Annotated in this window: 23 protein-coding genes and 1 tRNA gene; 8 read left to right on the top strand and 16 right to left on the bottom strand. The window is 51.1% G+C overall.

Features of this window, described 5'->3' with window-relative positions; genetic code table 11:
- Positions 1-20: 20 nt before the first annotated feature.
- The 7 genes from BD_RS03810 to BD_RS03780 all read right to left on the bottom strand — a co-directional run bounded on the left by BD_RS03810 (position 21) and on the right by BD_RS03780 (position 8,202).
- On the bottom strand, positions 21-866 hold the full coding sequence (locus tag BD_RS03810; RefSeq protein ID WP_011163383.1) for a tetratricopeptide repeat protein: 846 nt from the start codon (positions 864-866) through the stop codon (positions 21-23).
- The gene (locus BD_RS03805) at positions 866-4,066 is read right to left on the bottom strand and encodes a tetratricopeptide repeat protein (protein ID WP_011163382.1); all 3,201 of its coding nucleotides are present in this window, start codon (positions 4,064-4,066) and stop codon (positions 866-868) included. The genes BD_RS03810 and BD_RS03805 overlap by 1 nt, the downstream gene beginning before the upstream one ends.
- A gap of 3 nt (positions 4,067-4,069) precedes the next feature.
- Entirely contained in the window at positions 4,070-5,659 is a 1,590-nt protein-coding gene (locus tag BD_RS03800) for a tetratricopeptide repeat protein (protein ID WP_011163381.1), read from the bottom strand.
- Complete coding sequence (locus BD_RS03795; protein WP_011163380.1) at positions 5,656-6,456, bottom strand: outer membrane beta-barrel domain-containing protein; 801 nt, start codon at positions 6,454-6,456, stop codon at positions 5,656-5,658. The genes BD_RS03800 and BD_RS03795 overlap by 4 nt, the downstream gene beginning before the upstream one ends.
- A 13-nt stretch (positions 6,457-6,469) precedes the next feature.
- A complete protein-coding gene (locus BD_RS03790) occupies positions 6,470-7,192 on the bottom strand; it encodes an outer membrane beta-barrel domain-containing protein (protein WP_011163379.1) in 723 nt (240 codons plus the stop codon).
- 3 nt (positions 7,193-7,195) lie between these two features.
- Complete coding sequence (locus BD_RS03785) at positions 7,196-7,663, bottom strand: KdsC family phosphatase (protein WP_038452239.1); 468 nt, start codon at positions 7,661-7,663, stop codon at positions 7,196-7,198.
- A 116-nt stretch (positions 7,664-7,779) separates the two neighbouring features.
- Positions 7,780-8,202: a hypothetical protein gene (locus BD_RS03780; protein ID WP_011163377.1), complete on the bottom strand. Its 423-nt coding sequence runs from the start codon at positions 8,200-8,202 to the stop codon at positions 7,780-7,782.
- 85 nt (positions 8,203-8,287) lie between these two features.
- On the opposite strand from BD_RS03780, the gene BD_RS03775 reads away from it, so the two are divergent.
- The 4 genes from BD_RS03775 (at position 8,288) to BD_RS03760 (ending at position 12,047) form a co-directional block, all read left to right on the top strand.
- Entirely contained in the window at positions 8,288-9,076 is a 789-nt protein-coding gene (locus BD_RS03775) for a basic amino acid ABC transporter substrate-binding protein (RefSeq protein ID WP_011163376.1), read from the top strand.
- Positions 9,076-9,819, top strand: a complete 744-nt coding sequence (locus tag BD_RS03770) for an amino acid ABC transporter permease (RefSeq protein ID WP_011163375.1) — start codon at positions 9,076-9,078, stop codon at positions 9,817-9,819. Before BD_RS03775 ends, BD_RS03770 begins: the two co-directional genes overlap by 1 nt.
- The gene (locus BD_RS03765; protein ID WP_011163374.1) at positions 9,816-10,559 is read left to right on the top strand and encodes an amino acid ABC transporter ATP-binding protein; all 744 of its coding nucleotides are present in this window, start codon (positions 9,816-9,818) and stop codon (positions 10,557-10,559) included. The genes BD_RS03770 and BD_RS03765 overlap by 4 nt, the downstream gene beginning before the upstream one ends.
- A 123-nt stretch (positions 10,560-10,682) precedes the next feature.
- On the top strand, positions 10,683-12,047 hold the full coding sequence (locus tag BD_RS03760) for a hypothetical protein (RefSeq protein ID WP_011163373.1): 1,365 nt from the start codon (positions 10,683-10,685) through the stop codon (positions 12,045-12,047).
- Here BD_RS03760 and BD_RS03755 read toward each other — a convergent pair.
- Genes BD_RS03755 through BD_RS03740 form a run of 4 tightly spaced genes read right to left on the bottom strand, consistent with a single transcriptional unit; the run spans position 12,044 to position 16,419 of the window.
- The gene (locus tag BD_RS03755; RefSeq protein WP_011163372.1) at positions 12,044-12,829 is read right to left on the bottom strand and encodes a polyphosphate polymerase domain-containing protein; all 786 of its coding nucleotides are present in this window, start codon (positions 12,827-12,829) and stop codon (positions 12,044-12,046) included. The genes BD_RS03760 and BD_RS03755 overlap by 4 nt on opposite strands.
- The gene (locus BD_RS03750) at positions 12,826-13,986 is read right to left on the bottom strand and encodes a hypothetical protein (protein WP_011163371.1); all 1,161 of its coding nucleotides are present in this window, start codon (positions 13,984-13,986) and stop codon (positions 12,826-12,828) included. The genes BD_RS03755 and BD_RS03750 overlap by 4 nt, the downstream gene beginning before the upstream one ends.
- Positions 13,986-15,734: a DUF3616 domain-containing protein gene (locus tag BD_RS03745; protein ID WP_011163370.1), complete on the bottom strand. Its 1,749-nt coding sequence runs from the start codon at positions 15,732-15,734 to the stop codon at positions 13,986-13,988. Before BD_RS03745 ends, BD_RS03750 begins: the two co-directional genes overlap by 1 nt.
- A gap of 1 nt (position 15,735) precedes the next feature.
- Entirely contained in the window at positions 15,736-16,419 is a 684-nt protein-coding gene (locus BD_RS03740) for a DUF4956 domain-containing protein (protein WP_011163369.1), read from the bottom strand.
- Positions 16,420-16,689: 270 nt separating this feature from the next.
- On the opposite strand from BD_RS03740, the gene BD_RS03735 reads away from it, so the two are divergent.
- Complete coding sequence (locus BD_RS03735) at positions 16,690-18,000, top strand: D-alanyl-D-alanine carboxypeptidase (RefSeq protein WP_011163367.1); 1,311 nt, start codon at positions 16,690-16,692, stop codon at positions 17,998-18,000.
- A gap of 3 nt (positions 18,001-18,003) precedes the next feature.
- Here BD_RS03735 and BD_RS03730 read toward each other — a convergent pair whose 3' ends face one another.
- A complete protein-coding gene (locus tag BD_RS03730; RefSeq protein ID WP_011163366.1) occupies positions 18,004-18,648 on the bottom strand; it encodes a hypothetical protein in 645 nt (214 codons plus the stop codon).
- Between the two features lie 141 nt (positions 18,649-18,789).
- Here BD_RS03730 and BD_RS03725 point away from each other — a divergent pair, with 141 nt between their 5' ends.
- Positions 18,790-20,901, top strand: coding sequence for a PQQ-dependent sugar dehydrogenase (locus BD_RS03725; RefSeq protein WP_011163365.1), 2,112 nt, complete (start codon positions 18,790-18,792; stop codon positions 20,899-20,901).
- 164 nt (positions 20,902-21,065) lie between these two features.
- The gene (locus BD_RS03720; protein ID WP_011163364.1) at positions 21,066-22,112 is read left to right on the top strand and encodes a hypothetical protein; all 1,047 of its coding nucleotides are present in this window, start codon (positions 21,066-21,068) and stop codon (positions 22,110-22,112) included.
- Positions 22,113-22,465: 353 nt separating this feature from the next.
- Here the strand turns inward: BD_RS03720 and BD_RS03715 are convergent.
- Positions 22,466-22,541, bottom strand: a tRNA-Ala gene (locus BD_RS03715).
- A gap of 7 nt (positions 22,542-22,548) precedes the next feature.
- On the opposite strand from BD_RS03715, the gene BD_RS03710 reads away from it, so the two are divergent.
- Entirely contained in the window at positions 22,549-23,064 is a 516-nt protein-coding gene (locus tag BD_RS03710; protein ID WP_011163363.1) for a low molecular weight protein-tyrosine-phosphatase, read from the top strand.
- Here BD_RS03710 and BD_RS03705 read toward each other — a convergent pair.
- From BD_RS03705 to BD_RS03695, 3 genes are all read right to left on the bottom strand, one after another.
- The gene (locus tag BD_RS03705; RefSeq protein WP_011163362.1) at positions 23,061-23,546 is read right to left on the bottom strand and encodes a GyrI-like domain-containing protein; all 486 of its coding nucleotides are present in this window, start codon (positions 23,544-23,546) and stop codon (positions 23,061-23,063) included. The two genes, BD_RS03710 and BD_RS03705, sit on opposite strands and share 4 nt — an antisense overlap.
- A gap of 15 nt (positions 23,547-23,561) precedes the next feature.
- Complete coding sequence (locus tag BD_RS03700; RefSeq protein ID WP_011163361.1) at positions 23,562-23,927, bottom strand: TRASH domain-containing protein; 366 nt, start codon at positions 23,925-23,927, stop codon at positions 23,562-23,564.
- Between the two features lie 81 nt (positions 23,928-24,008).
- Entirely contained in the window at positions 24,009-24,989 is a 981-nt protein-coding gene (locus BD_RS03695; protein ID WP_011163360.1) for a KpsF/GutQ family sugar-phosphate isomerase, read from the bottom strand.
- Between the last annotated feature and the right edge of the window lie 13 nt (positions 24,990-25,002).

The following is a 25,002-nucleotide window of genomic DNA, read 5'->3' as shown; positions in this document are numbered from 1 at the left end:
TCCTCACCCGATCCTTCACTCTATTTTATCCCAGCTTTCGCCTTATTTTCCAAAGCAATAATGCGATTACGGCTATCTGCAGGTCCACCTACAAACTTTAGTCTGTTAATGACTTCCAAACCGTCCTGATACTTCTGCATGTGATCGACCAGCAGAATGGCGTAGTTGAACAGCACCTCTTTGTTGTTACCGCTGTCTTTCAAAGCCGCCTTGTACATATCTTCAGCACGGTCCAGTTTTCCCTGAGCCGTCAGTGCAATACCATAGTTGTTCAAAACGCGAGGATCACGCACACCCTTGCGATAGGCCGTTTCCAGCACAACTCCGGCTTTCGCGAAGTCACGTTCCTGAACATAGATCGCGCCCAGATTTGCGGCTGCCACCGCTTCGTCATTGTTGATATCCAAAGCTTTGCGGAAGGACTTCACAGCATCACGGCGTTCGTTTTGCGCCAGCTGGACGATGCCCAGATTGGAGTAAAGCTCTGCTGTTTTGGGACTGGAGCTGATGGCTTTCCCCAACAGGTAACGGCACAGATCAAAACGTCCACGTTTATAGTGATACATCGCCAGGGCATTCAGGGCGCGGGCATCATTCGGGGACTGGGTCAGAATCTGCGTCGAAGCCTGATAGATTCTTTCATCAGACTGGGACTTGATCGCCTCATTCAACGCCGCATATTGAGAGGGCGCGGGTGGAGTCACCGGACGAACCGGCTCGACCTTTTCCAGATCCTTGAACTCATCAACCTCCACTTTCGGGGCTTCCGCCACTGCTGTTTTGGTTTCTTCTGCGGTTTCTTTGGTTGGACTGGAAGAACAAGCCGCCAGTGCCAGCAAACTGAAACAAGTGATTATTCTTTTCATTATTGACCTATCCAATTCACCAGACGAATGTCAGAGCCCACTTCGCCACCGTTATAATAACCCTTTGGATCCTTGCTGTTCATGTACTCATAAGCAGACTTGAAGCCGTCGTTGTACACTTCCAGTTCCAGACCGCGATCCACCGTGGCCTTGTAACTTTCACGAGCCTTGGAGTTGAACGGTTCTGCGAACTTTTCCACACCCGCCTTGTACTGCTTCGTTTCTTCTGCGTTCAGCCCCGGAGGCAGTGGCGCATTGATGATCGCCTGAGCCATATTCAAGTTGGCATCGCCCAGAATCGAAAGCGAGCTTACGATTTCTTCTGCACTGTCATACTTGATCACTTCCGCCAGTTCGCCGGTCAACTTGGTCAGCAACGCGACTTTCTTGTCAGCCGCGGCCTTCTGTTTGGCCGGATCTTTAGGGAAGGTCACGGATTTCATCTCTTTGAAAGTATCTTCTGCTTCAGCCAGCTTGATACGGGCGGCGTAAGTCGCACCCACACCCTTCTTATTCGGCGCAAAGCGCTTCTGGATCGCCAAAGTTTTCTGGCGCCATTCCTGAGCTCTTGTTGTCGCTTTCTGACGAGTTGACAGTTCGCTGACCCAGTAAGCACTTTCAACCACACGCTCTTGATCACGACCGCCGGCTTCCACGTATTCCATGTAGCGGGCAATCGCAGCACCAGTCTGACCGGCTTTGCGATGGATCTGGGCCATGCTGAACACCGCTTCAACGTTGTCGCTGTGTTTTTTGTTCATTTTAGTGAAGTCCGTGTAAGAACGGATGGCTTCATCCGATTTACCCAGGGCTTCATACAATACAGCCGCATTGAACATCAGGTTCGGAGCCAGGGAATCGGTTGGATTTTCCTGAGCTGCCTGACGGTAAAGTTTCGCTGCTTCCTCGAACTGGGCAGAATCCTGGTAAAGCTTCGCCAGCAAACGGCGGGCTTTGGGCTTCAATTTGTCCGCTGCCGGATCCTTGGAGGCCAGAACCCCCTGGTAAGCCGCGATCGCCGGAGCATTCATCCCTGCTCTTTCATAGTTTACAGCCGCATTGAAGTTCGCATTGACTGCCAGATTGGACTTCGGATTCTGTTTTGCAAAGGATTCAAACACCTGTGCACTGTCCGCGTATTTCTTTTCAAGCTCCAGATCCTGACCGCGCTTGAAGGACGCTTTTTCCATCACGCCACGGATGTCCGCCCCCGCTTTGGAGGAGGCAATGCCCGGAACAGCCAGAAGTTCGGCCCCGGTTTTCTCCAGACCCGCATAGTCTTTTCTGAGATTGTAAATATCCAGCAGCAAGTTGGCCGAGTATTCGGCGTACTTGGTGTTCGGATGCTGTTTTACGATGTCACGGAAGTGAGCCGTTGCCTGATCAAAGTGATTGCTTTGATAGTACAGGCGACCCATACGGAATTTGATTTCCACGGCTTTTTCAGACGATGGGAACTTTTCCACATACCACTGACCGGCTTTGATAAAGCGGTCCACTTTCGGCTCCAACGGAACCGGGTCGGTGGAATTTCCGACGCGTTTTTGCATTTCCTGATCAGACGGGATGCTGCGCTCGACAGACAAGATCAAGTTCTGGGCTGATTTGCCATAGAACTTGCTTTGAGGCGCGTTATCCACCACCCACTTGTACTGCATGGATGCTTCATCGTATTTACCCATATCGTACAGCAATTCACCGAAGTAGAAGTGCATGTCGGCTGCGGTCGCTGAATCCGGGAACTCACGCAGGTACAATTGGTACCCTTCGTAAGCCTGGGACTGTGAATACTGGGCGCGGGAGTTTTGCGCTGTTTGGTGCTGCTGCAAAACATAGTTGCGCAGCGTGGTTTCGCGCAGCTTGTACGAGTTCTCAATCAGCTCTTTATTGCCTTTGTTCGCGGCATACCACGCCCCGGAAGAGTCATAGTCTTTCACCCAACCGTAAAGCTCGGTTTTAAAGCGCTGAGTGTTCTTTGCGTAGAAGTAGTTTTGCACAATCTGATACTGGTACTCGAAGGCTTTGGGTGCCGTCGGGTTCTGAGAAATCAGAAGTTTGAACACATCACGGGACGCATCTTTGTTACCGCGGTCCGAATACTGATACGCCAGTCTTTCCAAGTAAGGGCTGTAGTTGTTGCCCACTAGGTTCTTGAAGTAATCCGCCGCTTTGTTTGGATCGCCGCCTTCCGCATAGAACACCACGATGTCACGCAGGGCTTCGCCCTCAAGACGCGTGCGGTTCACTTTCATGCGGCTTGCCAGTTGATCGCCGGTTTCATTCTTGCCGGCTTTGATGATGTATTCCAGATACGTCATCGCCTGCTGAACCTTACCCAGACGGAACAAGCACCATGAACCCTTGTACAGGGCAAAGGTGTGAAGACGGTGCTTCTTTTCCTTGATCAGGAAAGAATACTCTTTATAGGCATTCGCCCATCTTTCATTTTCAAAATAATATTCAGCCAGGGCGAAGTGCGCCTCGCCGACAAACTGGGAGTTCGGATAGCCGCGGGTTAGCTTTTCATAGTAATCCGCACCTTTTTTTACTTCACCCAGTTCGAAATAGTTGTACCCCAGGAAGAAGAGCGCCTGGCTCATCTTTTCGTCGCGTGGGAAGTCACGCTGGAACCATTCATAAAGCTGAACGGCCTTTTTGTTGTATTCGCGGGCTTCCGCCGTATCCAGACGAGGTTTGGATTTGGTTTTGCCGGCCTGGAACGCACGCAGTTTCGCGTCGTATTCATCCTGCTTGCGCGAATCAATCAGACTGGCTTTTTCGACATACAGCTCGGCCAGACGCAACCACAACTCCCCGCGGTTCGGGCTGGTTTTGAATTTCTGTGTCAGTTTGTACAGTTCACGGATCTGCTGATCCAGAACTCTTTCGTACTCGGCCTGACCGTTGCCGCTGTCTCTTTGCATGATTTCAGAAGAGCGCGGAGGTTTGACGGATTCCAGATTGTAATTCTGGACATCCTGTTTGAAACCCATGTTCGCTGAAGGCAGTGAGGTGTCCGTTTTGGACATCTGCACTCTGCCGCCGCGACTGCCTTCGTTGGCCTGGGACAACAGTTCACCGACAGTCTTTTTCTTGACGGTTTTGGTGGTCTTAACAGTTTTGGTCTGGGCGCCCGCAGTGGACGCCAGAACAAGACTCATAAATCCGGAAACAAGAAGTTGATGCCTGTTGATTTTCATACTTTACTCGCAGCTCTGTTTTCCAAGGTAGTGGTAGTTTCCAACTTCATCCAGCCAGTACTCACCCTGGAATGGATAGTACTCATAACCGTTTTCGATGTAGAACTTGCGGTTCACGTTTTCATCGATCTGGTCACCGCTGATGTCTTTACCCGCGATTTTCTTTTTGATACTTTCCTTGCGGCCCGTGATCATCTCGTAACGGATGAATCCGGCCTGTTCGTAAAGGTCACGCAGTTCCACACGCATGTTCAGCAAGTGCGCCTTGACCATGTCGCCGATAGCGAACTTGGTGTTCTTGCTGCGGTTTGCAAGGATCTTCAGGGAATACTGACCCAGCGGAGAAGCACGGAACGCGGAGTTGGATTCCACACGCGCTTTTTCCTGGTTCAGCTTTTCCAGATAATGCATGGAACGCTTCACATCCCCCTGATCCAGCACGTTTCTTAGAACGATGTATGGCAGGCGCAGGTTCGCCGACTTGTCCGTGGTCTTCATCAGGTGGGCTTTTTCAACCTCTGCATAGAAGGTTCCGGCTTCGTTGGAGGACTTCAGGAAGTCACCGATTTTGGAGCGGACCGGGCCATAGGTTTTTTCAAACAGGCTTAGGACCTTTTCCATCTCGTCGTACTTACAGATGTACAGGTAGACGATCGAGCGCAAAAGCAAGCTCTCCGGCATATAGAAGTCTTCGTAATATGCCGAGTGGAGAGTTTGGAAGTTACTCAAAGAAGAACGGAAGCGCGCCGCACGCAGCATCGCCCAGCTCTGCTCAAAGACCGCGTCATGCCACATCAAAGTATCGCGAGGGACCTGGGAATAGGCTTCCACGGAAGCATCCCAATCCTGCTTTTGATAAAGGGCACGGGCAAGACCCATTTGAGCGGCCACTTTGTTCGTGTCCGTCACCGGAGCGCGACGGCGGGCATCGAGCATTTTGTTGAAGGTGCCCACAGCCAAAGACGGCTGGTTGGCTTCAAGTTCTGCCAGACCCTTGGCGTACAAAGCCTGGAAATAATAGCTGCTGGTCGGAGAAACACGGCTGAACAGGTCCGCGGCTTTGGCAAATTCGCGGTTGCGCAGGCGGATTTCACCCAAACGGAAGTTGATCATGTCACGCAGATTCGCCGGGAAGTCATTCAGGTCCACACGGGAAATCGCGTAGTTCAGAATCGTGTCATCACCCAGGGAGTCCGCCACGATCGAAAGCTTTTCGATCGCCATTTTGGAATACTTGGGATGTTTCATGCGGATCACATCCACGAACTGGAATGCGGCCGTCTGATAAAGTTTCAGCTCAACCAGCATGGTGCCCAGGATGTACTTGATCTGCGGACGCTCCGAAGCCAGTTCGGAACGGCGGCTGAGCGAGAACAGCGCATTGGCAGCGGATTCATACTGCCCGCTTTGGGCCATACGAAGGGCGTTGCTGAGTTGGTTTCTGAGGGTCGCTTCACGTGTGTTCCCCGATACAAGCGGAGCTGCACGACGTGCCGGAGCTGGCTGCTTTTTCAGCGTTTTTCGCTGTTGGGCATCGCCCACCACCGGAACTGCAATACTTGCGGCAATCAGGAGAGGTAATAATTTCTTCATCGGTAACTAGCCTCCGGGAAGAACCAACTCATACCCACGGTAAGGAAGAGGTTGTTGAAAGAATTTGTCGAGCCGTCGATGCCTTTGGCATTGAAGAAGTTCCAGCTGAAATCCCAGCGAACCGCATAGGCTTTGCTCAGGGCGAAGATCTGCCCTGCTGCCAAGTGCACAGTTCCTGCGCTTTCACCGGACTGGGTTTCGGTGTTGCCGTAACCAGCAGACAGATACAGGTCAAATGGAACGATCGTTTCATTGAACCAGGTCATTTTACCGTAAACCGGGATGTACATCAGATCCACACCGATAAAGGACTTTGGATAAACCAGGTTCTCGGTGCTGACACCCTGAATTTCCTTCAGTTCATCCGTTGCCTGGCGACTGGAGGTGGTCAGACCGAAATAGTTCAGCTCCAGACCCCAGCTTTCAGACATAAAGTAGCTGGCTTTCGCCACCCCCCCGAATGTCAGGAAGAACGGATCATTCGTCACTGTCGTCAAACCACCGAACAACTGGAAGCGGCCGGTTTTGGGCAGGAAGCGTTTTTGAATGATGGAAATTTCCTGGAATGGAGCCAAGGTGCCCAGTCCCGAGAAGTCCGTCAGAGTGTTGTCCTTGGGAGCGGTCTCCTGATAGGACGGCGTGGAATCAGAAATGGACGGCTGCTGTCTAGGCGCCTCTTTTTCAAGCTCCAGTTCGATCACATCCAGTTCGTCACCTTCAGACTGGGCATAACCCAGGCCCGGCGCCATCAGCGCCAGGGACACAATTACCAGAGAAGTGAGTTTTCTGCTTAACATCTGTCAGCTCCTCTTAGAACAGATAGGACAAACCCACATCCAGGTTTGTAGTGTAGGTTAGACGCTCTTGGAAATCACTGTAGTCAGGCTTTGGATCGCCGGGTTTCAGCGCTCCGTTCAGGAATGGAATCGGAGCCTGATTGGCATAAAGACGCAAATCAAAGCGCAAGGCCCATTGTTTGGTGAAATAGAATTTCTGACCGATACCCACAGCCACCGCCGGGTAAGTTTTGTGCACAAACTTCACCGCCCCCACGGAAGCGGATCCGTAAAGAAGCGTGTTGAACACCAGGGATTTGGTCAGACTCATTTTTCCGTAGAAAGCTTTCAGATTGTAATCACCCATGATCGTCATCTCTGGAGCCGGGGCGCGGCTGAAATCCAGACTGAACTGCTGATCCAGCTGATCGGCATAGCTGGAAAGGCCCGCAAAGTTTTTGGCAATCAATAGACCCCAGGCATGGGCTTCGCTGGTGTTATAATAGATACCCAGGCCCAGTTTGGAAACGTTGGCGATAGGTTCTGTCATCGCATAGCCGTAAAAACCATCGACTTCAAAACGACCGGCTGTCACCACGTTGCGGTTTTTCACGCTGACGGGTTTATCGAAAACCGGAAGCACGGACTCTTGTGCCAGTTCCTCTGTAGGAAGATTCACCACTTCCGCAAAAGCCGCCTTATGCAGCATCAGCGCAAGAACTATGATGAGAGCGGCCTTGAAACCATTTTTTAGCATTTCTTACCTACCCGATGCAAATGCACCGTATTTATAGATGTAATCACAAACTTCACGAACAGCCCCCAAACCACCAGGTCTGCGGGTCACATAATCAGCCACTTCCATAACTTCATCGACCGCCTCTGGAACCGTTGCTCCAAATGCCACCGCCTCGATCATGGGAATATCAAAAATATCATCACCGACATACGCCATCTCTTCAGGCTTCAGGCCGGATTCCTGCTGCAGCTGCAAGAAAGAGGGCTCTTTGTCGAGAGCACCCTCATAGAAATACTGAATACCAAGAGCCTTCACGCGAGCGCGAATATCCTCTGCCTTACTGCCTGTAATCACTGCTATTTTGTAACCGGATTCCATCAGACGTTTGATGCCCACGCCATCCCGGATGGAATAAAAGCGGCGCCATTCAGTGCCATCAAACCACACGCGTGTGTCAGTTAATACGCCATCAACGTCGAGAACCAACATCTTGATATTTTTAAGTTTTGAAATTTCTAATGCCACTGAATCATTGTGAAAAATAAAAGACAATGGAGCAAGTGCCCCACTCTGATACAGGACTTAGGGTTGTGTGGACACACCGACTAAGGTCGGGCTGACTCGAGTTCGTTCACTCTTTGCTGCAAACGGAATAGTTGCTTTTCAAGTTCCTGGACCCGGACTTTAAGCGCCTCGGTGTCCGCAGAGGCGGCAACACCCACCGCTTCTCCACTTAATAGACCCGCTCCGAGTTCGGCCCGTTTCAAGTTCAGCTCCTGCAGTTTTTCCAGATCCGCGTCCTCGACAAAACCGTCCTGGGCCTGCTGCGATTTCAAAACCTTGTTCTGATCATGAATCTGCCGGCTGAGCTGCGCCATCTGCTGCAGATTCTGCCAGCTTCCCTGAAGCTTTCCGAAGTTGGGCGGGAATTCGCGGGTGATCACAGAAAAAACAATGACAAACATCACGATGGAAACAAACAGGCTGCGCAGAATGGAGCCAACAACCTTGACCAGAACGGATTTCATGAATTACTCCCGAAATGACATTTGACTCAAAACAGAAGCGGTGGTCAAGTGAACGGGTCCAGTAGACACTTTCGGGGGATTTTGAATGAAACGACTTTCGCTTCTTATCACCAGTTGCCTTCTGCTAATGACTTTGGGTTGCACCAAAAAAGAGTCCGGGACCGCTGACACTGCGGCAAAAACATCAGCAAAAAAAGAACTCACCGTTGGAACGGATGCCGCCTACGCCCCATTTGAAATCGAAAACGCCGACAAAAGCATCAGTGGCTTCGACATCGAGATCATTCAAGCCATCGCGGCCAAACAAGGCCTGACTCTGAATATAGTGAACACCCCCTGGGAAGGCCTGTTCAGCCAACTGGAGTCCGGTGATCGCGACATCCTGATTTCCGCCATCACCATCAATGACGAACGCAAAAAAACAATGGACTTTTCAGAGCCCTATTTTGATGCCGTTCAGCTCATTGCGGTTCCCAACAGCTCCAAGGTCAGCAAGTTCGATGACTTGAAAAAACTGAAGGTCGGTGTTCAGATCGGCACCACCGGAGACGAAGTCGTCACCCGCCTGCTGGGCCGAGCCAGCTCGAACATCAAACGCTTTGAAGGCACCCCTTTGGCTTTGCAAGAACTGATCAACGGCGGAGTGGATGCTGTTGTTGCCGACAACGGCGTCATCAACAACTTCTTTGCCAACAACCCGAAAGACTTCAAGGTCCTGTCAGACACCACATTCTCGAAAGAGCAATATGGCATCGCGGTTAAAAAGGGCAACACAGACCTGCTGAAGAAGATCAATGACGGGCTGGCGGCCATCAAAGCCGACGGCACCTATGACAGCATCTTCAAAAAATACTTCGGAGAAAAGAAGAACTGATGTTTTCGTGGTTTCGCACTGACATCATCATCGAATACTGGCCTCTCTTCATGCAGGGGCTGGCCACCACCCTGCAACTGACTTTGATCGGAATCTTTTTTGGCACCATCCTGGGCCTGTTTTTGGGACTGGGGAAAATCGCCCGCATAGAACGTGGCCCCTGGCGCTGGCCGACTCACTTGTTCGTCCGTCTGCCATCGCAAATCTATATTGGCTTTTTCCGTGGCACTCCCCTGTTTGTGCAAATCCTGCTGATTCATTTTGCCCTGGTCCCTTTGCTGATTCATCCCGAAGACGGGCTGCTGATCTCGGGTGACATGGCTCTTTACCTGAAACGGGAATACGGCGCGCTTATTTCCGGTGCGTTGGCATTAAGTCTTAATTCAGCGGCTTATATCGCCGAAATATTCCGTGCCGGGATCCAGTCCATTGATCGCGGCCAATTTGAAGCGGCAAGATCTCTGGGCCTGAGTTACTTCCACACGATGAAGTCCATCATCATTCCGCAGGCGTTTCGTCGCATGCTGCCTCCGTTGGGAAATGAAGCCATCACCCTGCTGAAGGATTCTTCTTTGGTGTCGGCCATCGGTTTGGCAGAACTGGCTTACGCCGCCCGCACCGCTGCGGGAGCCTATGCCCGCTATTGGGAACCATATCTGTTTATTTCGTTGATTTATCTGATCATCACCCTGGGCATGTCCTTTGTGGTTCACCGTCTTGAGAAAAGGTACCAATCCGCATGATTCAGATTCAAGCCTTGGACAAATTCTTTGGCAGCCGCCAGGTTCTTAAAAACGTGTCCTGTGAAATCAAGGACAACGAAGTGGTGTGTGTGATTGGACCGTCCGGCTCTGGCAAAAGCACCTTTTTAAGATGCATCAACGCCCTGGAAATCGCCCAAGCGGGCACCATCAAGGTCGACGGCTTTGAGGTCACCAACCCGCAGACGGATCTGAACAAACTGCGGGCTCACGTGGGCATGGTATTTCAGCGCTTCAATCTGTTCCCGCACAAAACGGCGTTGCAGAATATTATGCTGGCCCCCAGGAAGGTGAAACACCTTTCCAAGGAGGCCGCGGAAGCCAAGGCCCGGGAACTGCTGGCCCGTGTGGGCTTGGCTGAAAAAGCCGACAGCTATCCACACGAACTTTCCGGAGGACAGCAACAGCGTGTCGCCATTGCACGAGCACTGGCCATGGAACCGCAAGTGATGTTGTTTGACGAGCCCACTTCAGCTCTGGATCCGGAAATGGTTGGAGAAGTTTTGGATGTGATCAAATCGCTGGCTCACAGCGGAAAGACCATGGTCATTGTCACCCACGAGATGGGTTTCGCCCGACAAGTCAGTGATCGCATCTTATTCATGGATGAAGGCCAGGTCGTCGAGCAAGGACCACCCGAGAAGATCTTCAGCCGCGCTGAGAGCGAAAGAACCCGGACCTTCCTGGGGAAGGTCTTGCGGTTCCACGAAACTCCTTCCTAAGCCTTCTGTTAGAGAACACAGCTATCCCAGTCTGACCTTCTGAACTTGTAAGTATTTATACATTCCATTCCTCGATATAAACGAAGAAGGATCTAAATGCTCACTTAAAAAAAAGGGGGTCTGATGAGGCTCGTCGCAGTCTGTTCTTCTGCTGTTATATCCGTCCTGGTTTCCTTCTCAAGTGCTCTCGCGATCGATCTTGCAAATCTCAAAGGAGAAACGCGCACAGAACATCTTTCCCCTTACGGAGTGCGTGAACTTTGTGTTGTTCCTAAAAAGTGGCCGGGGGCTGCCTATCGCAGCGAGGACACTGGTAAAGAGAGCACTCTGTGTGGTTATGACTTCTATCGCTTCGTGGGTATTTGTCCAAAATACAACTCCACAAATCCCGGCGTTCTGCTGCTTGCTCCGAATGCCAAATACGACAAAGAGGCCATTGATGCTTCTGACTGCAATGTCAAAAAAATGGGTGTGAAAACCGAAGCCAAGTTCAAACAGACCATCACTTGTTCTTACACCCCGTCGATCCTTGCCTATTATCATATGTCCCGCATTCTGGGCGGGGTTGGCCGGGTTCCTGTAGCCGTGATCCGCACTATGGACTTGAACGTTCACAATCAGCTGACCACCAAAGCAGTGCATGCCCTTCGTGATTCAACAGACACTATCGCTGAGGGTTGGCGCAAACTGGGACAAATGCATTTGAACCCCGGCGCCTTTCCCCAACTGGTGGACAGCACGTTGACTCAGCTTTATGGCGGACTTTCTGACAACGTAAAAAATGAAGAGATCTACTATGATGTCAGTGGGCGTGGCAGCTACAACAGCCGCTATCAGCGTTTCCTAAAACAAAAGCCCTTCCTGAAGGTGGCCAGCTCCAAAACCGTGGCCCAGCTTGTCGGTTCCACTGAGTTCACCCGCGTGGCTCAGGATGTGATTCAAATGAAAGACGTCGCCGACATGGTTCTGATCGACACCCTGATGAACCAGCAGGATCGCATCGGGAACATTCACTACAAATTCTATTGGTATTCTATCAACCCTTCCACCCATCGCATTGAGCGCTCCAAATCCGACGCCGAGCTGGTGGAAGGCCAGATTGTCGTGCCGGCGGAAGAAAAGCGCCAAATGGCGGGCCGGCCAGCCGTGGTCTTAAAAGAAATGGTCCTGAAGGACAACGATTGTGGGTTTATCAAAGACAATATGATGAGAGCTTTCAGTGTTCTGGAAAAAGTTCGTCACATGAGCTATCTGACCTATCGCTACTTTATGGCATTTGAAAAATCGCTGGCACATCCTGCCACCAAGGACTACTTCAAAACGGAAATGCTCTTTACTGACAAGGACTACAGATCTTTGCAGGACAACGCCAGAAAAGCCAAAGAGATCCTGACGGGCACCTGCCGCACCGGTCAGTTGAAGTTTGATCTGGATCTGGAGACATACCTGCCGGGAGCGCGTCCTCCGGTCACACCGTGCAATATCTAAAGATACAACGGGCCTGGGGATAAGACCTCAGGCACCCCAAAAAGAGTTAACATCGAGTTGCCAAACTTCGAGAACGAGCCACTTTCCAGTTCAAAGCGCCTAATCAGATCCACCATCCAGTAAGGAATCTTTTTTTCACACTTCAGCTCCAGGACCACATTGCATCCGGGCTCTTCAAAGGAATCAGGATGGTCATAGTGGCTTAACAGATGAGCGTTCGGCCGCACACACCACTCATTCATCTCTTGATAGCGCAAGTCCCGATCGAAGGTCACTCGGGCATAATCATCCACAACAGAAAGATAGGCCTTGCGCCGGTACTGGGTCAAAATCACCGGGCCCACATTATAAGTCATTTTCACACGTAGGAACTCTTCGAGATTGCCGCGAGAACTCCCCTGGATGTGCGCCGGGATAGCTCCCCACTCCAGAATATCCGCCCAGTTTTCATCATGCACCAGTGCGCGCTTCTTGCGCACGAACTCACGCAGTTTGTATTTAATCTCGAAGAAATAGGGCGGCTTGGGGTTGTCTCCATAGGAACGGATCCGCATATTAAAGCTATAGGCATTGGCCGATTCCTTGAACCGCAGCAGGTACAAGCTGGGTGTGTCCAGATAAAGGCTGTTGATGGTGTAGTGTTTGTCTGGCGAAACCGTCGAGTAGTAATCCATTTCACAATACGTTTCCACGAACCGCGAGATCGGCTCGACCAGACTTGCCGGAATCAGGTACTTTAATTCATATCGCTCCAGAGCCAGAGGGGAAACCGGGCCGCTCACAAGGACACCACCTTCAGGGTTTTGCTCAGATGGTTTTTTGCAGGCTCAGCCGCCAGCCTTTCACTTTCCAGCAGATATTCCACATACAAAGTCAGAATCTCTTGTTGCTGACTGAGCAAATCCAGCTCGGTCTGCTCCTGCAACAGGCGCCCTTCCAGCACGGACAAAGTGTCCTGGTTTTTCATCTTTTGGCTTTCTTTCAAGCCCTGGCTGGTCATTTTATAGAGGCCCACCAGATTCTGAATTTGATTCTTCAGACTTAACAAGTGGTCCTTGCTGTCTTCGGCCTCTTTTTGTTTCAGCGCTTTTTTAAGAATCAATTCATTCTGCTTTTGCCGGGACAGATCATCAGATCCCAGATGCGGTAGCTGCAGAGTCAGTTCAACTTTGTAACCGATTCCGTCATCTTTATGGGTTTGGGATACATCCAGTCCTTTCACCCACTGATCTTCGCGGCCCCGTAGAATCTCAAGCTCCCGGGAAATGTCTTTAAACTCAGTTTCGGAAATTCGTGCGGTTAAAGAAACATCGGGCGTTGGCTGACTGCCGAGAGCGTCGACCACCTCCTGGACGCTGAGCAGGTCAAAGCCCTCCAGCGGGCTTTCGCCCCACTGTGGAACCCAGGATTTTATTTTTCTTGCCGCCAGTTTATTTTCCTGGGCAATCACACTTTCAAGGCGCTTCAGCTTATAGATGTCCCCTTGGGCCCCCAAAAAGGACTTGGTCGAAGTGCGCCCAGCCCGCAGTGAAAGGCTTTGTGCCTTCAAATAACCTTCTGACAGTTTCATAGAACTGTTCAAAACGGCCAGTTTCTTCTGGCTGATTTCATAAGAAATCAGATTCAAATACCGTTCATGCAGAGCCCACGCCAATGAAGCCTCTTTCAAAACTTTCTTGCGCGGCTCGGAATCAGGCCCCAGCTTCCATTCCGGCCAGGAGCGAAACTGAAACTTCAACCCGACTTCATATTCATTTTTATCATCTTCTTTTTCAGCACTGACAAAGCCCTCAACATTGCGCAGAGGATTACGAGAGTCGGTCGTTCGCATTTCTTCCTGCGAAGTATAAGCCGTGTCGGACCAGGCTGTTTTTAATACCTGCTCGGGCGTCACCGCAAAAGAAGAAAGTCCCCCCAAAAGGATCCAAGACCAAAACATCAGGGCGTCCTTTTATCCACAAGACTGACGACGGCATACTGACTGGAGCTTTTGCTGTCAAAGACAGCAAACATTTGACGGGTGTGGGGATGAAGGGCCAAACCTTCCAGATGTCGCATACGGAATTCATGCAGCAGCTCCGGGGCCGTTTGGCCTGCAGTCACCTTCCAGATCGCACTGCACGAGGCTCCTCGACAGGATGAAGCAAGATAGAAAGCATCCCCCTGCTTGATCAGATCCGTCAGCACCATCTCGACATCCTGATGGGGCAACTTCAGATCGAACCGCGCGGCCAGTGTTACTTGTGCCGGCTTCAGGCCCCCGTCAAAGACCGAGGCAAAGTCCGAAACTTTCAAGATAAGCCCTTCGTTGCGACGAAGTACGGGGCCTTTCAGCGACAGATACAAATCCTTGTCGTCAATGGCGTGACCTTCGACTTCAAATCCCTCTTTAGCCACCTTCAAATCAGCTTCATAGACTGATTTCAAAACCGGATCTTGTGAGTCTTTCAGGGCCCTCAACAGCGTCTTGCGCAGATCCACATGGTTTTCAACGCTGTAGCGCAGACCACTGCGTTTGATCTGCGCGAAGATCTGACGCTCCTCTTTAAGCTTGCCTTTTTTGGTCGCTGACAGAGAGCTTAGCAAGTACAGGTGCTGGCCCTGGACCGAAACCGATTCAATGTCCGCCATCGCCGGCAGTCCTGAAACCTGGATCTGGTGGGGTTGAATCTGGCCTTGTTCATTCATCAGGAACAGCACCGGACGGTTGTCAGGATAGTCATCTGAAACCAAAACAAACTGCTTGAGCTCCGGAACGAAGACCACGCCTGACATCTCGGGCTTGAAGGTCTCAACAATATTCAGCGGAATGTCCATTTCCCGGGGATCTTGCTGCTGAGATTCGAGAGCCTGCGTCGCTTCGTCGGCATTGGCCAGACTTAACAATGACAAGTTCCATTTCTTCTGAACAAAGACCTTTTCTCCCAGCAAAAACTCATTGGTGCGGGGGATCTTGATCACGACTTCACGTCCCCAGGCCGGCAAAGTTTGAATTCGCAACAGACGATCAGGAATCTGCACAATACGGGATCCGATACTGACCACCGAACCCCGCACCACCTTGCCTCCGGCAGAGCTGACTTCCACCACCTGCCCCACAGACAAAGTTGATGACAGGTTTTCGTTGATGTAACCGTTCACATAAGTGGGATTGAGCGGAACTAACGTAATCAAGGGAGCAAACGCCGGCGCCTTTTCTCCATTTTTGAAGTTCACCGCACCCACGGCGCCGTCAACCTCGGCAAAGACAAAAAGGTTCTTCATGCGGCCTTCGATCAAGGCCATTTCCCTTCTTGCATCCTCAAGCTCCACCAGCAATGGATCGGCTGAAGGAGCCAGATGACCCAGGTCTTTGACGACTCCGGCCAGTTGCTGGCGCAAGTGCATCTCAGCATTAAGCTTGTCGTAACGGCTTTTCAGAACACGCAGCTGGGATTCCCATTCCGACTGCCCCAGTTCTGCCAGCAGATCCCCTTTGCGCACTATCTGACTGGGAAGCACATAGATATGTTTGATTTCAACCGGACTGTCGAAGTTCACCTGAAATTCGCGGGATTCTGCGACCCCCAGAATGCTGACGGGATCAGACCCCAGCACCAGTCCCAGCATCAATACCAGAACCACGGCCACACTCCAGCAGCCCAACAGAAAACGGTTCTCGGTCCCGACGACGTCACCTAGTTTCACTTTACACCTCGATCACAGATTCTTGATTCATAAAGTTCAGGCCACGCACAGAAGAAATACGACCCAGCTCTTCCACAAGTTCCGCCGAGGTTTGACGAGGCTTTAAGCGCACCTGATAGGAAAAATCCAACCGCTCCCCCTGGCCCATTTCCCGGATGGTGGCCAGTGCGAAATGCCGGCAGGATTTTTCCAGCACCCCTTCCACTTCACGCTGATCCTGACCGGATCTGGACAGATTCAGGCGCAAAAGACCGTCAAACTGCGGACCTGCAGCGAAGGGAGACTTCTGCAGAACAGTCAAAGCCAGAATAAAGCAGACGGTTCCTAAAATGGCGATACCATAGGCATGAACCCCGGAAGCCAGGCCCACCGCCAGCGAGGCAAAAATAAAGAACATGTCCCTCGGATCTTTGACGTTCGTGCGAAACCGCAGCAAAGACAACGCTCCAATCATGCCGATACCACGAGCGACATTGTCTCCAATGGCCTGCATCGCAATAGCAATTACAATCGGCAACAGCACCAGGCCATGCAGGAAGTTCAATGAATAAGAAAGACCGCGGAAGGTCCTCACATAGGCCACGGCCAAGGCCGTCCCCAGAATAAAACTAAGCAAAAAAGCATAGATGATAGAAATCCACGTCGGGTTGGCAAATGATGAGTTAAGAACAGAAAAATCCAACATACTCTTCCCCCGGAAGCTGGCTAAAAGACGATCATTGTCAGCCTTTACCCCTTGATCACAACCAAAATAAAACAGAATGACGAAGACTTAATTGCCCTTTCAGGGCCGCAATCCCTGAGCATGGCAATTGACAAATTGACTGCCAATTTCCGTCACTTTGGACGGAAAAAGACCTATAAAGGCCCCTTGGCTCTGACTCATTGAAAATGGCCCCGGCACGGAATATGAACTCTGCCAGTCGGTCGCCGAAAACGCGGCATAGGAGGACGTATGGCTTCGACATTCAAACTTGGTATCCTGGCGGCCCTGGCTGCCCCCGTTTTGATGGCCTCCACGGCCTCTGCCAAGGTTTATGTCAATTCCGTCTGCCATATGAAAGCTGCCGCCACCGCCGGCAAGGTGGAAGGCGAAGGAGACATGCAAAAGAAGTTTCCTCTGGCCTCTATTTCCAAGGTCATCACGACGTTGTGGGCGATTGAAAAGCTGGGCGTCGACTATCGCCACAAAACAGTTCTGCACCTGACTCCAACAGCCAATGGCTCTATGGATCTGCACGTGGAAGGCAGCCGTGATCCGATCTTCGGTCGCAACCTAAGCTATTTCCTGATATCTGAACTGAACCGCATGAAGGTCACCAAAATTGAAAACCTGACCTTTGATGAAAACTTCCTGCTGGACTGGCTGGCGGAAGAGTCCCCGCGCATTGGTGGTGTGACTCCCCGTTATGAAACCATCGAACAGCAGGCCGAGGCCGTGATCAAGAATCTGAAAGAGTCTTTTTCAACCGCTATCAACCGCGCCATGTACAGCAAGCTGCGTGAAAGAGCCACCAAAGCCAAAGTCTTTATGCTGGAAAAGCCCACCATTGAAGTGCGTAATATTTCATTCCTGCCAAAGAACAATTACAAGAAGGACAAATACACAGGCAGCGTGGTTCTGCAGTCGGCACCACTGCGCACAATCCTAAAGCGCATGAACAATCAGTCCAACAACTACATCGCTGACAATCTGTACTGGAACCTGGGTGGCACAGCAGCATTTAACGCCTTTGCAGCAGCCACACTGAAAGCCGACCAAAACCAGATCGTATTCCATAACGGATCTGGCAACAACGAAGGCACCACGGCCAAGCCGATCTACAACGAAGCCACATGTGAGACGATGATTAAAACTTTGTACACGCTGAACAAATCCCTGGAAGCCAAGGGTTACAAACTGAGTGATGTACTTTCCGTGGCCAACAAAGACAGCGATTCCACGATAGACAACTTCGGCGGCAATGCTGCAGGATCAATGATCGCCAAGACCGGAACCGTGAATAAAGCCAAGACCCTGGCAGGTTCCATTTCCACCAAAGAGGGTGAATTCTATTTTGCGATTCTTTTGCACACCGATATGGATCAGAGCAGCTCCGACCGTGGTGTGGCTTCTCAGATGATCAAAAATAAAATAAGTCAGTTGATCAACAAACGCTCCGGCCCCAAAGAAATTCAGTACACTGAAATTCTGGCGCTGCCGTTTGATCAAAACTCTTACCTGACCGAAGCCAACGCCCCAGTTGTGAATCTTTCCAAGAAGTAGTCTTTAGAAGGGGATGCCAATCCCCACTTCGTTCAAAAACACATTGCTCATGATTTTCAAATCCACCTGCATGTCGCGGCTTTTATAAAGGGCCGCCGTCAGGTGGGCAAATGGCATCGGGATCACATCCACCGAATGCCCGTTCACACTGCCCATGAACTTCCATTTATAGCTGTCCAGCTCATAGCACTCCCGGTAGGAATACGGACCGAAACTCGTCTCTTCACAGGCCATCGGCGTCTGACGGGCGTATACTCCCATGGACCATCCCGCACTGACCCTGTCGCTCAGCTCATAGTTGCGACCAATCTGAAAAGTTCCAGCCAAATTGTCGTAACAGTCCTTCACCATAGCCGCCAGAAAGGTGACGCCGCTGGCTGTTTGATATTCCAACCCAACCCCCGGCGTGATCACGGCCGCTCCATTGCCGTCCAGTTTACGGGGCATTTCCACGGACGCGGTCATCGTCGGTTTGATTCCGTGAACCACGAATGATGGCAGCAGCAAGCTGAGTTTTTCACGGTCCTTCACCCTGGGCATTTTAAAACTGGAACTGCCAGTTCCCCAATCCATGCGATCCGTGCTGGCCAGGGTCGGGTTCACAATCAACAAGGTAACAAGACTGACAAGAAGTTTGGCTCCAACCATGAGGCCTCCCTATGATGATGACACCGGACCCCGGCATATCGGGAAAACCAACCCCAACAAAGGAATGATTATGGAAAATTTGCATTTGATAAGGGCATAAAAGCCCCCATAATTGAATAAGGACTTCTTCATGGGGATATCATGCGCGTTTTATTCTGGCTGGTTCTGGCTTTTTCCTTGGTTCAGTGTACGTCTCTGCAAAAAACTGCGGACCGCAAAACAGCGGCTGCGCGCATGGTGCTGGATAAAAGCGGCTATCTTTACGACCCATTAGACACCTCTTGCGACGGTTTCCCGCGCCTGCAGGTGGAAACCATGCCTGGTACTTGCCTGGGGATGGTGATGCCACGGGATCGCGCCGTGGATCGCAGCAACGACAAAAGCTTTATCAAACCACGCACCATTTTGCAGATCGCCGGGACCCAGGATTTTCTGGTCGTCGACATGGGCGGATGGAGCCCGCAAAACGGTCGCTTGTTCCTGCTGACTCGTTCGGGCTCGGCCCCTTATGAAATCAAAACTTTGAAATTGAATCTGGAAACTCCGCATGGACTGGCACTGGGCCCGGATGGTTTTTACTATATCGGTGAACGCACGCGCATTTCGAAATTTCATTTGAAAAACAATCAGGTCACTGATTGGACGATGGTCGTCGGAAATCTGGCGCGCAAAGAGGGCTATATGCACCCGCTTTCGCAGTTCGTGTTTGATCCGCGCAACGGGGACCTTTACATCAACTCCGGCTCACCCAGCGATCACTGCGTGGTTCAGGGAACTGGCGTCTACAAATCCTGCCCTGAAGATCAAGCTCAAGGCAATGGCGCCATCTATCGCATCCCAGCCCAACTTCTGAAAAACCTTCCTGCGGGTGGAGTCAAAAACTATGAAATAACCGCCCTGGGTTTGCGCAACTCGATGGCCATGGCGATTTCAGACAGAGGATATCTGATTCAGGGTGAAAACAGCCGGGACTTTGCCGAACTGGAAGAACCTTACGAAGAAATCAACGTCGTGGATCTGGATAACGGCGTCGGTCGCCACTATGGCTGGCCCTATTGCTATAACTTCCACGCGACTTCACCCGAGTGGCTATTCCCGGAAAATAAAAGCCTTCCTTTGCACAAACAGTTCAAAAAACCAGTGGACTGCTCCCAAACCAATCCTTCCGGTATCGGTGACTATCAAGCGCCGTGGTTGTTGATGCCGCCTCACGTGGCCCCTTTGCACATGGCTTACTATAAGGGCGAGATGTTCGGTGATCTTTTCGGCGATAAGTTGCTGGTTACGTGGCACGGCTATCAACCCACTGGACATCGTCTGGTCGCCTACAATGTGGACAGCAATGGTCTGCCACTGGCGAAAGAATCCAGCTCCACTTTTGGATTCAATCAAAAAGGTGCCTGCAGCACGCGCAAGGCCTTTACTCCTCATGGCGGAATGGCCCGTCACGGTTCCTATACCGAGATCATTTCCAAGTGGGACGAAGTCAAAGGCATTCGCCCTAAGGGGGCTCCGGTGGCATTCACCGAAGCTTCGGATGGATCCCTGTGGATTGTCGAAGACCGTGAAACTCGCAGCATCGTGCGCCTGGCTAGATCCGCAAGCGCCAATCACCAGGAGCCCTGTGATAAGAGCGCCGCGGCCGCCAACGACCCGCAAGTGCAGCTTCTGGCGTGGAGATCCGCGATCAAAGAAAGTCCTGTTCTGGAAGAAGGCTATCGCAAAGTTCAAACCGAGCTGATTCAAAAACACTGTCTGGGTTGTCACGGCAACATGCAGGCGCAGGACTTCGGCAAGGACCGCTTCAGCAATCTGGATTTCCTGGTGAAAAATGAATGGATCCTGCCGGGGAACCTTGAGCGCAGCAAACTGTATGGCAGCGTTGCCCGCGTGGAAGGTTACACGCCGATGCCTCCGGCCGACAAAGAGCAGATCTTTGGCACTGCTGAAGGCGAACGAGTGAATAAGATCATCTCGTCTTGGGTGAATTCTTTGCCGACAGATATCGACAACCGCTACAGCCAGTTCAAAATGGCGGACAAACGAAACATCCGCGCCAAGCCGTCCACCAGCGCTACTGTCTGTGGGCAGGTTGCTCAAGGTGACATCGTGTATTTGGACCCTCGCCCGGCCACGGTGATATCTGCTGACGGCTATAAATGGAGCCGCATCTATATGGTGCCTTCCCACAGCCGTCTGTACAAACAAGCCTGCCCGGCACCGGAAGACGGTGTGTACTATATCTCTCGCTAAATCGGTTTTGTAAGAACTGCCTTCCTGTCAAAAAGGAAGACAGTTCTTTCATTACAGTGCCTTCAGACAAACCCGTGTAAATCTCGGTATTAGATTTCAAGCTCTAGTTCTGATGGCATCCTTTATGCTCTTCCCCTCTGGACACCGACCGTTCTGGAGGAACTATGCTTCGCGATTCACATTTGAAAACCCTGCTGTTGCTGGCCTGTGTGGGCGGCCTGACTTCTGCTTGCGAGATGAAAAAGAATCTGGATGATATGCACAAATCCACGGTGGAAATGAATGAAACCACCAAACGTATGGAAGAGAAAACCGGCGAGCTGGATAAAAAATCCGAGTCTTTGGATAACAAAACCGCCGAGCTTTACGATGCCCTAAGACAGGGTAACGCCGCTCTTCTGCGCAAAGAATTCCTACAACAGCTGAATGAATCCAAGGAAATGGCGAAAAAGTTAAGCCTGGGTGTGAAGTATTTCTGGGCTTATGAATTCCAATTGTGGTCCATGCAGGGTCTGGACAACGATCACCGCCGTGAAGAACTGGCGTCTTCGGCCGCTCGTGAATTCATTCGTGAAATTCATGAATATGCCCCGACAGAGGACTTTATCTCTCCGACTTCTGACGACAACCGCGACATGAACTTCCTGGCGTTGGTCACAATCCTGCACGAAGTGAATGACAAACAAAAAAACCGTGTCGACCCGAAAGGGATCGAACACATGTCGATGCTGTCTTTGATCGAGCGTGCTTTGAAACAAAAGTCCGATCTGGATGCAGGTCGTATTTCCCTGAACGACCTGAAGGCGTCTTCTTATGACCTGCTGGCATTTGAAAGCAAACTTATTCAGATCCTGCAAGCCCGCCAGAACTTCATCCTGACCATGCTGGTGGCTAAAGCGAGCAACATCGACAAGGGCCTGAAGAACAAAGTGAAGTTGGGTCTGCTAGGCATGAAGTGGACTTTGGATTTGAGCAAGTACAATGACGTTGAGGTCAACGAAATGACCCGTTATCTGAAGGCCGTGCTGGATACACGTAAAATCCTGAAAGACGCCGGCCATGCCATCGAAGTGGACGATACAATTCAGAAAGTGCTGATGAACGGTCAAATCGCAAAAGCCAAAAAACAAGCTGACGTTCGCGCTGCTGCTGAAGGGCAGATCATCACGTACATCCAGCAAGTCCGCAGCGCTTCTGTAGTAACCAAATAGTACTGCCACAAGACAAGTGGATGTAAAAAAAAGCCCGCCTCAAAAGCGGGCTTTTTCCATTTAAAAACCCAATGTCTTTCAACTCCCCAGACCTCAGAAAGATAAAATAAGAACAAAAACGGTGGCCCAATACCCATCAGGAGGCCTCCATGAAACTGAACCTGATCTATTCAGTATCAATCATGCTACTGATAGCATTCTCAATCGCCACCTCCCCCTAAACATCAACCAAGGGAGCGAACCTTATGCCCGCGATAAAAAGCGCCAGTGGCGCTTTTTATCGCTTCCCGATCGGCAGGAAAAACCAACACGAAGCCTGCTAACAAACATATTAAACGGAAATAAAGAGAATTTGGTGGAGCCGATCGGGATCGAACCGACGACCTCAACACTGCCAGCGTTGCGCTCTCCCAGCTGAGCTACGGCCCCACTTATAATGACAAGACAAAATAATAGCCCTAAAATAATTCAAATGAAAAGCCAAAAATTACTCTTTGTCTGCCTAGGAAATATTTGTCGCTCCCCCACTGCCGAAGCCGTGGCAGCGCATCTCATCAAACAACGGGACTTGCCGTGGGTGGTTGATTCCGCCGGAACGTCCGGAGCCCATGACGGGGAAATGGCCGACCCACGCAGCATCCTGCATGGCGAACGCCGGGGGTATGACCTGACAAGTATCTCCCGTGCGATTCGCGAATCAGACTACTATGATTTTGACTGGATCCTGGCGATGGACGCCAGCAACCTTGAACATCTGCGCCAACGCTGCCCGGATAAAACCCTGTTGGACAAGATTTCATTGGTCACCGATTACTGCTCCGAATTTAAAGTCAAAGGCGTGCCAGACCCTTACTATGGAGGCGTCGACGGTTTTGATCACGTGTTGGATATTCTGGAAGACGCCATCGAAGGCCTGATCGACAAAGTTCAGGACCGCAGCGACAAGATTTAACGAACCGACAAAAACACATCCACCTGGCAGTTTTGAGGATCCGCACTGCGCTGATCATAAACCTCAAAGTCTGCCTCGTAGGCACGCTCAGCGCCCAGATCCGCCGGACTCAAGCCCCAGATGTGCTGCCAAAGCTCGATCACGACATTGGGCATCTGTCCCTGTTTGGAAGTGAACGCGGCATATCTGGATGCCGGCAATACTTTGGAAATCAGGCCGTCCGGCAAATTATCAAAGGAAGAAACCTCTTTACCCAGAACGAATGAATACTCGCCGTTCACATCGCTTTCATAGTCAGTGTAAATGGCATAAATCGGTCCCTCAGCGATTTGATTCGGGATCTTTTGCATCACCCCATCGCTGAAGAACTTCTGCCAGTGGGCCCCGATCTTGCCACTTCCCTTCATTTCAGCGCCGTTGCTGGTGCGAACTGAAATGCCGACAATCTTGATATCTGCCTTTTGTGTAAAGGAATGGGTCACGGGATCTCCTGGAAATTATTTACGCGCGCGGAATTTTTCGAAGTTCTTTTTATTCTGGAAATAAACCACGGAACCATCGGCACGAGCGGCAATCACCGCTGTCGCTTTGTCGACGGACTTACCTGATACCGGGTCGATCGCTGTACGGGCGTTCGCGTCTTCAGCCAGGGTCTTTTTGCAGTTTTCGCAGCAGCCATAATAAGTTTTACCACCCTGCTTTACCGGAATCTGATCGCGTGGAAAAACCATATTGGTCACCATGCAGACTTTTTGATTCGGCACGATCTCCAATGCTTCAGCAGCCTTGGCTGGACTGATCATACCCGCCAAAACAACAAACACACCCATTACAAAAACTAACAATGACTTCTTTAGGGACATATCAGACTCCTGCGTTTTGCCTGTTTTCAGGTATTAGGAATCAAAGCCGCCTTTTGTGACAACCAAAGGCGGCCTCACAAATTAACGAACTTTGGCGCGCAATAGATCCTGGATGTGCAGGATTCCCACGGGTTTGCGCGGATTTGAGGACTCTTTATCCAGCACAAAGACCATTTGAATTTGGAACTGCTCCATGACGAACAAGGCTTTTTCAGCCAATTCGTTGGCATCAATGGTTCTGGGATTGGTGGTCATCAGATCCTTCGCAAGACCGGTCAGCGGGTCATTGGATTTTTCCAGGCGACGACGGATATCACCATCCGTGATCACCCCGACCAAATCGCCTTTTTCATCGACGATACCGGCAGCGCCGCGAACATCCTTGTGGGTCATGATCGAGAACACCTGACGAATCGGTGTATCCAGGGTCACTGTCGGCAAGGCATCCCCACCGTGCATAACATCGCGCACGCGGGTCAACAGGCGATACCCCAGACTGCCGCCGGGATGAAATTCAGCAAAGTCTTCAGAGCTGAAGCCTTTTTCCGCCATCACCGCCATTGCCACAGCGTCGCCCATTGCCAGGGTCGCTGTACTGCTGGCCGTGGGTGCAAGACCCAATGGACAAGCTTCTTCTGACACATGAACATTCAAAGTGACTTGAGCGGCTTTCGCCAATGACGATTCCGGTTTGCCGGTGATCGCGATCAAAGGAATGCCTTTGCGGGAAACAAATCTTAAGATGCCTGCGAACTCAGGGGACTCACCGCCATAAGACAGCGCAATCACCACATCGTTGTTTTCAACAAGGCCCAAATCCCCGTGCGAGCTTTCTGCCGGATGCAGAAACACCGCCGGAGTTCCGGTGGAAGAAAAAGTGCTGGCAAGCTTTCTGGCGATCTGGCCGGATTTACCCATGCCCGTCAGAACGATTTTGCCGTCACAGGCTGTGATCATCTTCACCACTTGTTCAAAAGAGTCCCCAAGGCGCTCTTTCAATGCCAGAATGGCCTGGGCCTCAACCTCTAGAACTTTCAGACCCTGTTGAATAACTTTGGACATATTCTAACGAACC

This window comes from Bdellovibrio bacteriovorus HD100 (assembly GCF_000196175.1).
GTDB classification, from domain to species: Bacteria; Bdellovibrionota; Bdellovibrionia; order Bdellovibrionales; family Bdellovibrionaceae; genus Bdellovibrio; species Bdellovibrio bacteriovorus.
The sequence above is the reverse complement of the archived record's forward strand: the minus strand, read 5'-3'. Positions and strand labels throughout refer to the sequence as shown.

Bases quoted from the DNA above. Each gene is read 5' to 3' on its own strand.
- BD_RS03800 (WP_011163381.1), bottom strand. From the start codon at position 5,659: ATGAAGAAATTATTACCTCTCCTGATTGCCGCAAGTATTGCAGTTCCG.
- BD_RS03775 (WP_011163376.1), top strand. From the start codon at position 8,288: ATGAAACGACTTTCGCTTCTTATCACCAGTTGCCTTCTGCTAATGACT.
- BD_RS03720 (WP_011163364.1), top strand. From the start codon at position 21,066: ATGCTTCGCGATTCACATTTGAAAACCCTGCTGTTGCTGGCCTGTGTG.
- BD_RS03785 (WP_038452239.1), bottom strand. From the start codon at position 7,663: ATGTTGGTTCTCGACGTTGATGGCGTATTAACTGACACACGCGTGTGG.
- BD_RS03795 (WP_011163380.1), bottom strand. From the start codon at position 6,456: ATGTTAAGCAGAAAACTCACTTCTCTGGTAATTGTGTCCCTGGCGCTG.
- BD_RS03695 (WP_011163360.1), bottom strand. From the start codon at position 24,989: ATGTCCAAAGTTATTCAACAGGGTCTGAAAGTTCTAGAGGTTGAGGCC.
- BD_RS03740 (WP_011163369.1), bottom strand. From the start codon at position 16,419: ATGTTGGATTTTTCTGTTCTTAACTCATCATTTGCCAACCCGACGTGG.
- BD_RS03735 (WP_011163367.1), top strand. From the start codon at position 16,690: ATGGCTTCGACATTCAAACTTGGTATCCTGGCGGCCCTGGCTGCCCCC.
- BD_RS03790 (WP_011163379.1), bottom strand. From the start codon at position 7,192: ATGCTAAAAAATGGTTTCAAGGCCGCTCTCATCATAGTTCTTGCGCTG.
- BD_RS03700 (WP_011163361.1), bottom strand. From the start codon at position 23,927: ATGTCCCTAAAGAAGTCATTGTTAGTTTTTGTAATGGGTGTGTTTGTT.
- BD_RS03810 (WP_011163383.1), bottom strand. From the start codon at position 866: ATGAAAAGAATAATCACTTGTTTCAGTTTGCTGGCACTGGCGGCTTGT.
- BD_RS03760 (WP_011163373.1), top strand. From the start codon at position 10,683: ATGAGGCTCGTCGCAGTCTGTTCTTCTGCTGTTATATCCGTCCTGGTT.
- BD_RS03730 (WP_011163366.1), bottom strand. From the start codon at position 18,648: ATGGTTGGAGCCAAACTTCTTGTCAGTCTTGTTACCTTGTTGATTGTG.
- BD_RS03725 (WP_011163365.1), top strand. From the start codon at position 18,790: ATGCGCGTTTTATTCTGGCTGGTTCTGGCTTTTTCCTTGGTTCAGTGT.
- BD_RS03750 (WP_011163371.1), bottom strand. From the start codon at position 13,986: ATGTTTTGGTCTTGGATCCTTTTGGGGGGACTTTCTTCTTTTGCGGTG.
- BD_RS03780 (WP_011163377.1), bottom strand. From the start codon at position 8,202: ATGAAATCCGTTCTGGTCAAGGTTGTTGGCTCCATTCTGCGCAGCCTG.
- BD_RS03805 (WP_011163382.1), bottom strand. From the start codon at position 4,066: ATGAAAATCAACAGGCATCAACTTCTTGTTTCCGGATTTATGAGTCTT.
- BD_RS03710 (WP_011163363.1), top strand. From the start codon at position 22,549: ATGACAAGACAAAATAATAGCCCTAAAATAATTCAAATGAAAAGCCAA.
- BD_RS03765 (WP_011163374.1), top strand. From the start codon at position 9,816: ATGATTCAGATTCAAGCCTTGGACAAATTCTTTGGCAGCCGCCAGGTT.
- BD_RS03770 (WP_011163375.1), top strand. From the start codon at position 9,076: ATGTTTTCGTGGTTTCGCACTGACATCATCATCGAATACTGGCCTCTC.